Source organism: Micromonospora sp. WMMD754 (genome assembly GCF_049315235.1).
Taxonomy (GTDB): domain Bacteria; phylum Actinomycetota; class Actinomycetes; order Mycobacteriales; family Micromonosporaceae; genus Micromonospora; species Micromonospora sediminicola.
In genome coordinates, this window is record NZ_CP186058.1 from 5,703,152 (window position 1) to 5,716,281 (window position 13,130).

The window sequence follows — 13,130 nt, forward strand, 5'->3', positions numbered from 1 at the left end:
GCGTCAGCGGCCGGGGCGAGCAGGCGTTCGACCAGGCCGGTGGTGTGCCGGGCGGCCCGGAACGCGGGATCGCGCAGCACCCGCCGGGCGAACGGGATGGTGGTGCGCACCCCCGGGCCGGCCACGTCGAACTCGGCCAGCGCCCGGTCGAGCCGGTCCAGCGCGGCGTCCCGGTCCGGCGCCCAGACCGCCACCTTGGCCAGCAGCGAGTCGTAGTGCGGGCTGACCAGGTAGCCGACGTGGCCGTGCGTGTCGACCCGGGTGAACGGGCCGCCCGGCGGCCGGAACCGCTCCAGCCGGCCGGGCGCGGGCGCGAAGTCGCGGTCCGGGTCCTCCACGTTGACCCGGCACTCGATCGCCACCCCGTGCGGCCGGACGTCGGACTGCCGCAGACGCAGCGGCGTGCCGGCGGCCACGTGCAACTGTTCCTGGACCAGGTCGACGCCGGTGATCATCTCGGTCACCGGATGCTCCACCTGGATCCGACAGTTGATCTCCAGGAAGTGGGCCCGTTCCGCCTCGTCCACCAGGAACTCGACCGTGCCGGCGCCGGTGAAGCCGACCGACAGCGCGCCGCGCAGGGCGACCTCGGCGAGCGTGTCCAGGGTGGCCGGTCGCAGCGCGGGCGCGGGTGCCTCCTCGATGAGCTTCTGGTGCCGGCGCTGCACCGAGCAGTCCCGGGTGCCCAGGTGGACGCCGTTGCCGTGGGCGTCGCAGAGCACCTGCACCTCCACGTGCCGGGCGTCGGCGAGGTACCGCTCGACGTACACCCGGTCGTCGCCGAACGCGACCTGCGCGGCGGCGCGGGTGCGGGCGTACGCGCGGGGCAGCTCGGCGGCCGTGCGCACCACCGTCATCCCGCGTCCGCCCCCGCCGGCGGCGGCCTTGACGATGACCGGGTAGCCGACCTCGGCGGCCACCGCCTGTGCCTCGGCGGCGGTCGGCAGCGTCCGCACGCTGCCCGGCGGCAGCGGCAGGCCGGCGCCGCTCATCAACGCGCGGGCGGTGGACTTGTCGGCCAGCGCGGCCATCACCTGCGGCGGCGGGCCGATGAAGACCAGCCCGTTCTCGGCGCAGATCTCGGCGAAGTCGGCGTCCTCGGAGAGGAAGCCGTAGCCGGGGTGGACGGCCTGCGCGCCGGTCTGCCGGGCGGCCTCGACGATCGCGGCGGCGTTGAGGTAGCTGCGCCGGCTGGCCGCCGGCCCGATCCGGACCGCCTCGTCGGCCAGCCGCACCGGCAGCGAGTCGGCATCGGCGCTGGAGTGCACCACCACCGTCCGGACGCCCATCTCCCGGCAGGCGCGCAGCACCCGCAACGCGATCTCGCCGCGGTTGGCGATCAGCACCTTGTCGAACATCAGGCGTCCCGTCCGGTGACCGGGTCCAGGGCGATCAGCGGCTGGTCGTACTCGACGGGCTTGCCGTCCTCCACCAGCACCTCGGCCACCCGTCCGGCCTGGCCGGCGGTCACCTCGTTCATCAGCTTCATGGCCTCGACGATGCCGATCACCTGGCCCGGCCGGACCAGGTCGCCGACCGCGACGAACGGCATCGCCCCGGGCTCGGGGGCGCGGTAGAACGTGCCGACCACCGGGGACCGTACCGTCGCCCGGTCGGTCGCCGGCGCCGCCTGCGCGGCCGGCCCCACGGGCGACGCGGCGGGGTCGGCGTCCGTCCTCGGCGGCGGCACCGGATCGTGCCACTCGACCTCCAGCAGCGCCTCGCCGCTGCGCAGCCGCACCCGGCGCACCGGTCCGTCGAGGTCGGCGACCAGCTTGCGGGCCTGCCGGCGCAGCCCGTCCAACACCTGCTCGGGTCCGGCGTTCGCCATCACGCCACCTCCGCCCGGCCGTCGACCGGCGGGGTCGCCGTGGAGCGGGCCGCGCCGAAGCGGCGGAAGCGCTGTCGGCGGCGGCGTACCAGCGTGGCCGGGGGCATCGAGAGCAGCGGGGCGAGGTTCGCCGCGACCGCCCGGCCGAGCAGCTCCGCCGCGCCCACCGGGTCGCCGTGCGCGGCCGGGTACGGCTCGGGTACCAGCTCGTCGACCACGCCGAGCCGGCACAGGTCGGCGCCGGTGAGACGCAGCGCCCGGGCGGCCTGCGGCGCGGCGGAGCTGTCCGGCCAGAGGATCGCGGCGCAGCCCTCCGGGCTGATCACCGAGTAGACGGCGTGCTCCAGCATGAGCACCCGGTCGGCGACCGCGAGCGCCAGCGCGCCGCCGCTGCCGCCCTCTCCGGTGACCACCGCGACCACCGGGGTGGGCAGGACGCTCAGCGCGAGGATGTTCTCCGCGATCGCCGCCGCCTGGCCCTGCTGCTCGGCGGTCACCCCCGGGTCGGCGCCCGGCGTGTCCACCAGCGTCACCACGGGCAGCCGGAGCCGGGCCGCCAGGCGCGCCAGCCGCAACGCCTTGCGGTGCCCGGCCGGGCTGGCCATGCCGAAGTTGCGGGCCACCAGCTCGGCGGTGGTGTGTCCCTTCTGGTGGCCGATCACCATCACCGGCCGGCCGTCCAGGCGGGCGATGCCGCCGACGATCGCCGGGCAGTCCGCGCCGAGCCGGTCGCCGTGCAGCTCGACGAAGCCGTCGAACGCGGTCTCCAGGTAGTCGAGGGCGGTCGGCCGGCCGGGGTGCCGGGCGACGCGTACCGTCTCCCAGGCGTCGCGGGGCGCCGGGGCGGCCGGACGCGGCGACGGCGCCGGCGCCGGCCGGGGCGCCGGGGGTCGCCGCCCGGCGTCGGCGGCGGCGAGCAGCGCGGCCAGGCGTCCCCGCAGCGCGTGCCGGGGCACCACCATGTCGACCTGGCCGTGGCGCAGCAGATACTCCGCGGTCTGGAAGCCCTCCGGCAACGCGGCGCCGGTGACCTGGCGGATCACCCGCGGACCGGCGAAGCCCAACCGGGCGCCGCTCTCGGCGAGCACGACGTCGGTGTTGGTGGCGAACGACGCGGCCACCCCGCCGTACGTGGGGTCGGTGACCACGCTGACCGTCAGCAGTCCCGCCTCGCGCAGCCCCGCGAGCGCCTGGCTGACCGTGGCCATCTGCATCAGCGACAGCGCGCCCTCCTGCATCCGCGCCCCGCCGGACGCGGTGACCAGCACCAGCGGGCAGCCGTCGGCCAGCGCCCGCTCGGCGGTCCGGGTGATCAGCTCGCCGACCGCGCAGCCGAGGCTGCCGCCGAGGAACCGGAAGTCCATCACCGCCAGCGCCACCGGGTGCCCGCCCAGCCGGGCGGTGCCGCAGAGCACCGCCTCGTCCAGGCCGGTGCCGGCGCGCGCCGCGCCGAGCCGGTGCGGGTACGGCACCGCGTCGACGAAGTCGATCGGGTCCACCCGTACCGCCCGGTCCGGCAGCGGGGTGAACGAGTCCGGGTCGACCAGCTGCGCCACCCGGTCCGGCGCGTCCAGCCGGGTGTGCGAGCCGCACTCCGGGCAGACGTCCAGGTTGCGGCGCAGCCGCTTGCGGTAGAGCAGCGAGGCGCAGCCGTCGCACCGCGACCAGAGCTGCTCGTCCCGGGGTGCCGTGGTGGTCACGGCCGCCGCCCGGCGGCGTCGTACCGGTGGGCCTGGTGACCCGGGGCGTCGTAGCGGTAGAAGCAGTGCGCCATGGCGTCGCGCGGCGAGCGCCAGGTCGGCAGGTACGGCGAGATGTACGGCCGCAGCCGCTCGCTGATCCGGACGAACTCGGGATGCCCCCGCGCGTCCTCGACCGCGCCCTGCGCCGGCGACTCCGTCTCCAGCAGGTGGACGTAGAGGTCGTGCAGGCGGTAGAGGGAGCGGTGCCGCACGCCGACCAGGCCGGGCAGTTCGGTCGCGTCGGACTCGGCGAAGATCTCGGCGACCCGGTCCTCGGCGGTGGGCACCACCTTGGCGACGATGAGCGAGCGGTCCATTCGCGGCCTCCCCTGCGTACGTCCCGGTGCGCGGCGAACCGGTCGCGCCGCACGGATGGCTCACGGTGCCGCCGGGGGCGTCACCCGGGCGTCAACCGGGCACGAGCAGAGCGGAAACATGGTGACGCTGCGTTGACGCAAACTGTGCGTGGCCTATGGGAAGATCGAGTTCCGCTTCTCGTTGGCGACACTTTTTCGCAGATCACGGGCGACTTACGAGTCAGTTACGGACTGTCATCGATGTTGCGGGCCGTTGACTGAGAGTAACAGGCGTTGATATTCTTCGTCTCGGTCAGCCCGGCCGCGACGGACCTCTCCGGCCGAGGCGGAACGTTCCGACACCGGGGTCGCGGGCGAGCAGAGCCGGGCAACACACAGGACGGTCGGGACGAATGTTCCGGTGCAGGGGGGTGCGCCGTGTCCGGTGGTTCGAGGATGCCGACGGCGGGCGACCCCGCCCCCCGGGTGTCACTGCACCTGCTCGGCGGCTTCCAGCTGCTGCACGACGGCGTGCCCGTGGTGGTGCCCCGGGGCCTGCAACGGGTCATCGCCCTCATCGGGCTGCGCCCCGGCGCCACCCGCAGCCACCTCGCCGGGCTGCTCTGGCCCGAGACCTCCGAGGAACGGGCGCTCTCCTCCCTGCGGACCGCCCTGTGGCGGCTGCGCCAGGACCCGTGCTGCCCGCTGCGCACCGGCGGCGACACCGTACGCCTCGGACCCACCGTCCACCTCGACGTGGACGAGCTGGTGGTGACCGCCGCCCGGGTCCGCGACGGCGCGACCCCCCGGGGCGCCGCCGGCGCCGGCCGGCACGACCTGCTCCCCGGCTGGTACGACGACTGGGTCCTGCTGGAACGGGAACGGCTCCGCCAGCTCCGCCTGCACATGCTGGAGGAACTGGCCGGCAACCACCTCGCCGCCGGCCGCCACGGAGAGGCCCTGGAGGCCGCGCTGGAGGCGATGGCGGCCGAGCCGCTGCGGGAGACCCCGCACCGCCTGGTCGTCCGCATCCACCTGGCCGAGGGCAACGCGTTCGAGGCGGTGCACTCCTTCTACGTCTACCGGGACCTGCTCCTGCGCGAACTGCGCCTGGAACCCTCCCCGGCGATGACGGCCCTGCTGGACGACACCCTCGCCCCGATCCGTCGGGCCAGCCGGCCGGAACCGCCGCAACGGCGGGCCGACCGCGGCCGGCCCGCCGGCCCCGCCCGCCCGCAACGCGCCGCACCACCGCCATCAATACCCAGGGGTACGCCGTGACGGCGAGGTGACAGCCGGGCCGGCACCGTGGACGCAGCAGCAGCGCGGCGAGAGGGGTCCCGATGAGTCGACTGTTGGTGGTCAGCCGGATCGTGCCCGGGTCGCAGGGCCGGGTGGCACAGATCTTCGCCGAGTCCGACGCGACCGAGCTGCCCCACCTCACCGGGATCCGGCACCGGTCCCTCTACTACCTGCACGACCTGTGCGTGCACCTGATGGAGACCGGCGACGTCGCGCCCGACCTCGCCGCCGACCTGCGCGACCACCCGCTCTACGAACGCGTCAACGAGCGGCTCTCCGCGCACACCTCGCCGTACCTGCCGACCTGGCACTCCCCCCGGGACGCCGTGGCCGGCTGCTTCTACAGCTGGGACGCCGCCGACACACCCACGCCCGACCGGATCCGCTGACCGGCCACGGGCGACGGACGGGGCGCCCCGGGACCCCGCACGGCACCAGGTCCCGGGGCGCCCTCCCCCATCGCCGACGGCACACGCTCGGTCATCCACCGACCACCGGCCGACACGGCCGATCCCACCGTCGACGCCCGACCCCCGGCCTGCCTGTCGCCCCGTGCGCGCGTGTGCGAAGCTGCCCCGAGTTTTCTCGTGACCGTCGTGCACGCACATAGAAGGAGGTAGGCCATGCCGTCGAGCTTCGGGCAGTGGCTGGTCGTGATCCTGGCCCTGCTCATCGGACTGGTCGTCGGCTGGGTGGTGAGCGGCCGTCGGGCCGGCGCCGGCAGCTCCGCGCCCACTGTGGACGCCGCCGCCACCCCGGCCCCCGAGGTGACCGCCGTCGTCGACGAGCCCCGTCCGGCCGCGGTGGTCGACGAGACGCCGGCTCCGGCCGCCGTGACCGACCAGCCCGCGCCGACCACCACGGAGCCGGCCGCCGCCTCGGAGCCGGCGGAAGCCTCGGAGCCCGTGACCGCCTCGGAGCCCGTGACCCCCGCTGCCGGGCCCGTGACTGTCGACGAGCCGGTCGCCGCGCCGGAACCGGTCGCCGCGCCGGAACCGGTCGCCGCGGCGGAACCGGACCGCGAGCCGGTCGGCATCAGCGCCGAGCCGTCCCCGGTCGCGCCCGAGCCGGTCGCGGAGTCCGCGCCCGTCGAGCCCGCGCCGGTGGGCGTCGACGCCGAACCCGCCGACCCGCGGTCGCCCGCCGTCACCGAGCCGGTCGGCGCCGAGCCGGAACCCGCCACCGTGGCCGCCGTGGAGCCGGTGGCCGGACCGACCGGATCGGACACCGCGCCGGCGGTGGTGCCGGCGCCGCGGGCCTCGGCCGAGAACGATCTGTCGGACGGTGCGACGCCGGACGACTTCCGGCGTATCCAGGGCATCGGGCCGAAGCTGGCCACCGCGTTGCAGGACGCGGGCATCCGCACCTACCGCCAGCTCGCCGAGCTGGACGAGGCGGCGCTGCGGGAGACCGTGAAGGCCGCCGGCCTGCGGGCCGCGCCCGGGCTGGCCACCTGGCCGCAGCAGGCGAAGGTGCTCGCCGGCGCCCGCGCCGAGGCCGACCAGGTCCTGCCCGCGGGCGAGTAGTCCGCGCCCGCACCGGGCCGGTGGTGACCGATGGTCGCCGCCGGCCCGACCTGTTCACCCGCGTCCCCGCCGGCCGTCCCGTTCCGGACGGGCCCGGCCACCTGCCCGGAATGGCGGAAAGCCGACCGGAGACGGACGGGCGTCGCTACGGTCGGTGAAGGGCCAGGACGGACGGCCCGCCGCGCCCGATCCCGCCCGCAGGAGCAGCTCGTGCCCACCGGAACACCGGAGCCCGCCGGCCGGCGGCCGCCGGTCCGCGATCCGGAGGCGCCGCGCCGGGTGACCCTGCTGGAGCTGTTCTTCGACCTGGTCTACGTGGTCGCGCTGGCCCTGATCTCGCGCAACCTGATGGGCGAGGTCAGTTGGGAGCGGGCCGCCCAGTCGCTGGTCATGCTGATGGCGATCTGGTGGACCTGGGCGATCACCACGCTGGTCACCGACCTCTACGATCCGCAGCGCGGTGAGATCAAGCTCCTCATCGTGGCGGTGATGTTCGGCGCGCTGCTGATGACCACCGCCATTCCGGAGGCGTTCGGCGCCCGTGGGCTGGTCTTCGCCGGCACGTACGTGGCGATCCATCTCGGACGCGGCCTGTTCCTCATGCCGGCGGTCCGCCGCCACCCGCAGACCCGGCGCCGCGCCATCCGCATCTTCATCTGGTTCGCCGTGTCGGCGGTGCCCTGGCTGATCGGGGCGGTGGCGGCACACGGCGCCGCACGGCTGTGGTTCTGGGCGCTGGCGCTGGCCATCGACTACCTCGGTTTCCGGCTGGCCTACCCGGTGCCCGGCCTGGGCTCGGTGCCGGACGCCCAGCGCAACGTCACCGCCGAGCACCTCTCCGAGCGCTACCAGCAGTTCTTCATCATCGCGCTGGGCGACGCGGTGCTGGTCTCCGGCACCGTGTTCAGCCTGCACCACTCGGAGGTGGAGAACCTCCTCGCGTTCAGCACCGCGTTCGCCACCACGCTGCTGCTCTGGCGCATCTACGTGCACAAGTCCGGTGAGCTGCTGCCGGAGGCCATCGCTCGGTCGACCCAGCCGAGCCGGTTCCTGAACACCGCCCCGTACACGCATCTGCTGATGGTGGCCGGGGTGGTGACCAGCGCGGCCGGCTTCGACCTGGTGCTGCTGGAGCCGACCGGGCACACCCCGCCGGCCTGGCTGGCGATCATCCTCGGCGGCCCGGCGCTGTTCCTGGCCGGTCGGGCCGCCTTCGAGTACGAGGTGTTCAGCCGAGTGTCGCTGTCGCGCCCCGGCGGGGTCCTGGTGCTGCTCTGCATCGCGCCGGCGGCGCTGTTCCTCGCGCCGCTCTACGCCGCCGTCGGGGCGATGCTGGTGCTCGCCGGGGTGGCCGTCGCCGACCACCGGCGCAGCCGCGGCCGTCCGCCCGAGGAGCCGGCGCCGCCGCACTGAGTCACCGCGCCGGTAGGTAATCGGAATCGGCCGTGCCGGCACCGGTGTTCCGTTTGGCGGATCACCCGCGCGGGGTACATGCCCTCCACCTCGAATCCACCACAACCCCAGTGGAGGCAACTGATGCGCGGCACCTCGATAGTCGGCGTTCTGGTCGTCATCTGGCTCATCATCGGCGCGATCGCCGCCGGGCAGCGCGGCTACTACGGCAACGACGACACCAACTGCGCGGAGGCGGGCACGATCCTGGTCACCATCGTGGCCGGCCCGCTGAACTACATCGGCGCCAACCCGAAGATCGACTGCAAGCTCCCGGAGCCGTCCAAGTAGGCCTCCACCCCGTACTTCCCCTCGGCCCGCGCCCGCCTGGCGAGCGCGGGCCGTTCCGTGCCCGGAGTCGCGCACCGCACCATCCGTCAGGCGTCCTAGGAGGCTGGGTTTGTGGGGTTTGCCGTCGGGCCAGGCGGGAACGGCAGCGGTCCGCTGACGACGGGACGGAGAACCCCGGCATGAAGATCGGCTACAAGCTCGCCTCGGAGGCGTTCGGGCCGCAGGAACTCATCCGGCAGGCGGTCCGCGCGGAGGAGGCCGGCTTCGACTTCGTCGAGATGAGCGACCACTACCACCCGTGGCTGGAGGTGCAGGGACACTCCTGCTTCACCTGGAGCGCACTGGGCGCGATCGCCGCCCGCACCAGCACGCTCGGCCTGGCCACCGGGGTCACCTGCCCCTCGGTCCGGTACCACCCGGCGATCGTCGCGCAGGCGGCGGCGACGCTGGCGCTGATCTCCGACGGCCGGTTCACGCTCGGGGTGGGCGCCGGCGAGCGGCTGAACGAGCACGTGGTCGGGCTGGGCTTCCCGAGCGTACGGGGCCGGCACGAGCGGCTGCGCGAGGCGCTGGAGATCATCCGGCTGCTCTGGCAGGGCGGTTACCAGTCCTACGAGGGCCGGCACCTCCAGCTGGAGGACGCCCGGGTGTGGGACCTGCCCGAGCAGCCGCCGGTGATCGCCGTCGCGGCCAGCGGCCGGGCGTCCGCGACGCTCGCCGCCGAACTGGGCAGCGGGCTGTTCGCCACCGAGCCGAAGGCGTCCATCGTCGGGCACTACCGGGAGGCCGGCGGTCAGGGCCCGCGCTACGCCGAGGTGCCGATGGCCTGGGCAACCGACGAGGAGCAGGCGGTACGCGCGGCGAAGGAGACCAGCCGCTGGGCGGTCACCGGGTGGAAGGTGATGAGCGAGCTGCCCAACCCGGTGAACTTCGACGCGGCCACCGCCTGGGTGGAGGACCACCACATCCGGCAGCAGTTCTCCGTCGGCCCGGCGCCGGAGCCGCACGTGGAGAAGGCGCGGGCGTACGTCGAGGCGGGCTACGACCACATCGTGCTGCAGAACGCCGGCCCGGATCCGGACGGCTTCCTCGACTTCTGCGCCGGCGACCTGCTCGCCCGCGTCCGCGCGCTCGCCTAGCCGATGCAAGGAAGGGCCCCTTATTAACAGACGTCTGTTAATAAGGGGCCCTTCCTTGGCTTGCATCGCGGCTCAGCCGCCGACGTGGATGCCGGGGCGGCGGGTCGGGTCCGGCTCGGACTTGCGGATGATCTCCCGGACCACGGGCGGTGTGTCGCCGCGGCCCAGGATCAGGTAGCGCAGCAGGTGCGCAATGGGGTTGCCCTCGGACCACTCGAAGTGACAGTGCGGGCGGACCCCGGTGGCGTCGCGCAGCGCGAGCAGGATGGCGGCGATCGCGTTCGGCGCGGCCGGGCTGCTGGCCCGCAGGATGCGATAGTCGCCGACCTCCACCCCGTGCACCTTGAGCACCTGGCTGAACTGGGACGGGTCGCTCACGTCGATCTCCAGGAAGAGCACGTCGGCGGCGCCCGGCACCGGGTTCATGGACCGCTGCGCCCGCTCCTTGACCCGGTACTCCTTGACCGAGCCGCTCTGCCGCTTGTTCGCGATCAGGTGCAGCCGCCGGTCACGGGCGACGGACTCGTCGACGAACCGGCGGGCGGCGTCGTCGAACTCGATCCGCTCGGCGCGCAGCTCGGTGGTCCGGGTGACCCGGGAGATCAGCGAGACCGCGACGATGCCGGCGATGAAGAACCCGGAGATGGTGATGCCGTCGGGCTTCGCCACGACGTTCTCCGCGAGCGCGTACAGCAGCACGGCGGTGAGCACCGCGAACCCGACGCCGGCACCCCGGTGCCCGGCCCGCAGCGCCGAGATGGTCACCGCGATCGCGCCCGAGACCATCATGGCCAGGATGCCGGTGGCGTACGCGCCGGCCTGGGCGTTGACGTCGGCCCGGAAGGCGACGGTGATGGCGATGCTGATCGCGGTGTAGACGAGCACCACCGGGCGGACCGCACGTCCCCACTCCGGCGCCATGCCGTACGACGGCAGGTAGCGCGGCACGATGTTGATCAGCCCGGCCATCGCCGAGGCGCCGGCGAACCAGAGGATGAGGACGCTGCTGATGTCGTAGACGGTGCCGAACGCCTCGCCCAGGTGTTCGTGGGCGAGGAAGGCGAGCGCCCGGCCGTTGGCCCCGCCGCCGGGCTGGAACGCCGCCGGGGGGATCAGCACGGTGGTGACGAACGTGGTGGCGACCAGGTAGACCGACATGATCAGCGCGGCGGCGGTGAGCAGCCGCCGGGTGTTGCGGATCCGGGCCGCCAGCCGGCGCTCCGGGTCGTCGCCGTCGCCCCGGACCAGCGGCATCATGCTCACCCCGGTCTCGAAACCGGACAGGCCCAGCACCAGCAGCGGGAAGGCGAGCACGCTGGTGGTCAGCACGTCGCCCGCGCCACCGACCCGGGTGAGCCGTTCGGTCCAGTCGCCGAACAGCCCGGGGTCGGCGACGATCTCGGCCACCCCGACGGCCACCACCACCGCGTTCAACGCCAGGAAGACCGCGACGAGCGGGATGGCCACCTGCACCGCCTCGCTGAAGCCGAGCAGGAACACGCCACCCAGCACCAGCAGCAGCACCACGGTCACCGCCACCGCGGCCGAGGCGCCGTGCGGGAACGACGCCGGCAGGACCGGGTTCTCCAGCAGGTGCACGCTGGCGTCGGCGGCGGAGAGCGTGATCGTGATGATCCACGAGGTGGCGACGAACCCGAGCAGCACCAGCACGAAGATCTTGCCGCGCCAGAACGGCAGCAGCCGCTCCAGCATGGCCACCGACCCCTGCCCGTGCGGGCTCTCCCGGGCCACCCGGCGGTACATCGGCAGCATCCCGAACAGCGTCAGCGCCACGATGAGCAGGGTGGCCAGCGGACTCAGCGCGCCGGCCGCCACCGCCGCGATGCCGGGCAGGTAGGACAGGGTGGAGAAGTAGTCGACGCCGGTCAGGCACATCACCTGCCACCACGGGTGGGCGCGTGCCTGGTGCTCCCGTATCTCCGGGCCGACCGGCTCGACGCGATGCTGGAACAGCCAGCGGTGCAGGCGGTCGGCCGGCGCCGTCGGCCGGGCCGGCGTCTCCACCCGCTCCGGCAGCGTGCCCGGCGCGCGGCCGGACCGGTCGCCGTGCTCGGCGTGCCGGCCCGCCCGGGCCGCGGCGGCGGCGTGTGCCTCGCGCCGCCGGTCCCGCGTACGCCGGGGCTGCTCCCCGTCCTCTGCCTGCGCCATCTGCTCCCCTCCGGCCTCCTGATCACGGTAGGCGGTGGCCGGGGCGCGGCCCGGCGGAACCGGTCAAGCGCCGCCGGAAGTGCCGGGAGCCAGCGCCTCGCGCAGCGCCGCCGGGTCGGCGACGGTCACGGTGAGCGCCGGGTGTCGCGGCCAGGGGCCGGGTGCCAGCGCCGGCACCGGCTCGGTGAACCGGAGGCAGAGGCCGCCGGCGACGCTGGTGCCGAATGTCGCGCCGCCGTCGGCCAGCGACAGGTGCGGGCCGATCGCCCGCCACCAGCGGTACGGGCCGCTCAGTTCGACTCCGGCGACGTTGCCCGGGGTGGTCCGCAGGCGCCACGGGCCGAACCGGACGACGAGCGCGTCCGGGGCGAGTTCCACCGCGGCGGTCTCGGGCCGCACGCCGAGCAGGGCCAGCGGCACCCGGAACGCGGGGTCGAAGCGGAACGGGAAACGGCGGACCGGGCCGGGCGGGCCGGTCGGGACGGGATGCGGCACGGCCACGTCGTACCCGGCCGGACGGGCTCGACACCCCGACGGACGGTGTCCCCGCGTCCCGCGCCCGGACGGCGGGACGCGGGGACCCCCCGTCCCGGCTACTGCAGGAACGCCCCGAGGGGCGACAGCAGCAGCCGGCCGAGCAGCGCGGCGTTGTCGTCCAACCGCGTCCGCTCACACTCGCGGGCGTCCGGGTCGTGCCGGCAGCGCCAGATCTTCTGCGCGTTGCGCCAGGCCACGTTCCGGGTGTACTCCACCAGCTCGCCCTGGTACCAGTCGTCGATGTCGCCGTTGACCATGTCGATCATGAGCTGCCAGTGGTCCAGGTAGCCACGGCGCAGCTCCGGGATCCGCTCGGCGAAGATCTTGTTGATCTCCAGGTAGTCGCGGTGCTGGTCGCTGCCGTCGACCGGCTCGGACTCCAGGCTCTCCAGCGTGGTCACCAACGCGAACGGCAGGTCGTAGTTGATGTGCGCGTTGACCCCGGCGGCGGCCGAGGGCAGCGGGCGGGCGTCCGGGCCGCGCATCCGCTTGAACAGGCAGGACCAGGCCTTGGGCGTGCTCGGGCTGGCGTCGGTCCAGAACCGCAGCGCCTCGAAGTAGCGCGCCGCGAACTCCACGTCGAGCCGGGCCAGGAAGGCCGGGTCGACGAACCGGTCCTCGTAGAGACCGTCGAGCACGGTGCTGGTGATGACCAGGTAGAGCTTGTTGAAGTCGGCCAGCGGGCAGCTCGCCTCCAGCGGAGGAAGCCGGACCAGCATGTCCTGCAGCTTGGTGAGATGGTCGACGACCGCCGGCACGTCGGCGGGGTGGTCGGCGAGCAACCCGACGATGTCCTGGTGCACAGGACCCCAGACCGGTTCGGTCATCTCTCCTCCACGATGGTC

At 74.2% G+C, this 13,130-nt stretch carries 12 protein-coding genes and 1 pseudogene; 6 read left to right on the forward strand and 7 right to left on the reverse strand.

Annotation, left to right across the window (positions count from 1 at the left end; genetic code table 11):
- Positions 1-14 precede the first annotated feature (14 nt).
- The 4 genes and pseudogenes from ACN27B_RS26830 to ACN27B_RS26845 all read right to left on the reverse strand — a co-directional run.
- A pseudogene (locus ACN27B_RS26830) lies at positions 15-1,358 on the reverse strand (acetyl-CoA carboxylase biotin carboxylase subunit); the annotation flags it as partial.
- Positions 1,358-1,831 (reverse strand): acetyl-CoA carboxylase biotin carboxyl carrier protein, encoded by a 474-nt coding sequence (gene accB / locus ACN27B_RS26835; protein ID WP_422741868.1) that lies wholly within the window; start codon positions 1,829-1,831, stop codon positions 1,358-1,360. The pseudogene ACN27B_RS26830 and the gene accB, both read right to left, overlap by 1 nt.
- The gene (locus ACN27B_RS26840) at positions 1,831-3,531 is read right to left on the reverse strand and encodes an acetyl-CoA carboxylase carboxyltransferase subunit alpha (protein ID WP_422741870.1); all 1,701 of its coding nucleotides are present in this window, start codon (positions 3,529-3,531) and stop codon (positions 1,831-1,833) included. The genes accB and ACN27B_RS26840 overlap by 1 nt, the downstream gene beginning before the upstream one ends.
- Positions 3,528-3,890, reverse strand: a complete 363-nt coding sequence (locus ACN27B_RS26845) for a TcmI family type II polyketide cyclase (RefSeq protein ID WP_091574131.1) — start codon at positions 3,888-3,890, stop codon at positions 3,528-3,530. Before ACN27B_RS26845 ends, ACN27B_RS26840 begins: the two co-directional genes overlap by 4 nt.
- A gap of 435 nt (positions 3,891-4,325) precedes the next feature.
- On the opposite strand from ACN27B_RS26845, the gene ACN27B_RS26850 reads away from it, so the two are divergent.
- From ACN27B_RS26850 to ACN27B_RS26875, 6 genes are all read left to right on the forward strand, one after another.
- On the forward strand, positions 4,326-5,150 hold the full coding sequence (locus tag ACN27B_RS26850) for an AfsR/SARP family transcriptional regulator (RefSeq protein WP_371682267.1): 825 nt from the start codon (positions 4,326-4,328) through the stop codon (positions 5,148-5,150).
- Positions 5,151-5,212: 62 nt separating this feature from the next.
- Entirely contained in the window at positions 5,213-5,560 is a 348-nt protein-coding gene (locus ACN27B_RS26855; protein ID WP_099160712.1) for a TcmI family type II polyketide cyclase, read from the forward strand.
- A 234-nt stretch (positions 5,561-5,794) separates the two neighbouring features.
- A complete protein-coding gene (locus ACN27B_RS26860) occupies positions 5,795-6,697 on the forward strand; it encodes a helix-hairpin-helix domain-containing protein (RefSeq protein WP_099160711.1) in 903 nt (300 codons plus the stop codon).
- Positions 6,698-6,907: 210 nt separating this feature from the next.
- The gene (locus ACN27B_RS26865) at positions 6,908-8,110 is read left to right on the forward strand and encodes a low temperature requirement protein A (protein ID WP_099160710.1); all 1,203 of its coding nucleotides are present in this window, start codon (positions 6,908-6,910) and stop codon (positions 8,108-8,110) included.
- A 123-nt stretch (positions 8,111-8,233) separates the two neighbouring features.
- Entirely contained in the window at positions 8,234-8,440 is a 207-nt protein-coding gene (locus ACN27B_RS26870) for a hypothetical protein (RefSeq protein ID WP_091574126.1), read from the forward strand.
- 179 nt (positions 8,441-8,619) lie between these two features.
- A complete protein-coding gene (locus ACN27B_RS26875; protein WP_422741874.1) occupies positions 8,620-9,579 on the forward strand; it encodes a TIGR03557 family F420-dependent LLM class oxidoreductase in 960 nt (319 codons plus the stop codon).
- A 72-nt stretch (positions 9,580-9,651) separates the two neighbouring features.
- Here ACN27B_RS26875 and ACN27B_RS26880 read toward each other — a convergent pair whose 3' ends face one another.
- The 3 genes from ACN27B_RS26880 to ACN27B_RS26890 form a co-directional block, all read right to left on the reverse strand.
- Positions 9,652-11,748 carry an amino acid transporter gene (locus ACN27B_RS26880; protein WP_422741876.1) on the reverse strand — a complete coding sequence of 699 codons (2,097 nt, stop codon included), beginning with the start codon at positions 11,746-11,748 and terminating at the stop codon, positions 9,652-9,654.
- 63 nt (positions 11,749-11,811) lie between these two features.
- Positions 11,812-12,243 (reverse strand): hypothetical protein, encoded by a 432-nt coding sequence (locus tag ACN27B_RS26885; protein ID WP_355518418.1) that lies wholly within the window; start codon positions 12,241-12,243, stop codon positions 11,812-11,814.
- Between the two features lie 98 nt (positions 12,244-12,341).
- Complete coding sequence (locus ACN27B_RS26890) at positions 12,342-13,112, reverse strand: DUF5995 family protein (protein ID WP_091574122.1); 771 nt, start codon at positions 13,110-13,112, stop codon at positions 12,342-12,344.
- Positions 13,113-13,130: the final 18 nt, after the last annotated feature.

Bases quoted from the DNA above. Each gene is read 5' to 3' on its own strand.
- accB (WP_422741868.1), bottom strand. From the start codon at position 1,831: ATGGCGAACGCCGGACCCGAGCAGGTGTTGGACGGGCTGCGCCGGCAG.
- ACN27B_RS26845 (WP_091574131.1), bottom strand. From the start codon at position 3,890: ATGGACCGCTCGCTCATCGTCGCCAAGGTGGTGCCCACCGCCGAGGAC.
- ACN27B_RS26850 (WP_371682267.1), top strand. From the start codon at position 4,326: ATGCCGACGGCGGGCGACCCCGCCCCCCGGGTGTCACTGCACCTGCTC.
- ACN27B_RS26855 (WP_099160712.1), top strand. From the start codon at position 5,213: ATGAGTCGACTGTTGGTGGTCAGCCGGATCGTGCCCGGGTCGCAGGGC.
- ACN27B_RS26860 (WP_099160711.1), top strand. From the start codon at position 5,795: ATGCCGTCGAGCTTCGGGCAGTGGCTGGTCGTGATCCTGGCCCTGCTC.
- ACN27B_RS26870 (WP_091574126.1), top strand. From the start codon at position 8,234: ATGCGCGGCACCTCGATAGTCGGCGTTCTGGTCGTCATCTGGCTCATC.
- ACN27B_RS26875 (WP_422741874.1), top strand. From the start codon at position 8,620: ATGAAGATCGGCTACAAGCTCGCCTCGGAGGCGTTCGGGCCGCAGGAA.
- ACN27B_RS26880 (WP_422741876.1), bottom strand. From the start codon at position 11,748: ATGGCGCAGGCAGAGGACGGGGAGCAGCCCCGGCGTACGCGGGACCGG.
- ACN27B_RS26890 (WP_091574122.1), bottom strand. From the start codon at position 13,112: ATGACCGAACCGGTCTGGGGTCCTGTGCACCAGGACATCGTCGGGTTG.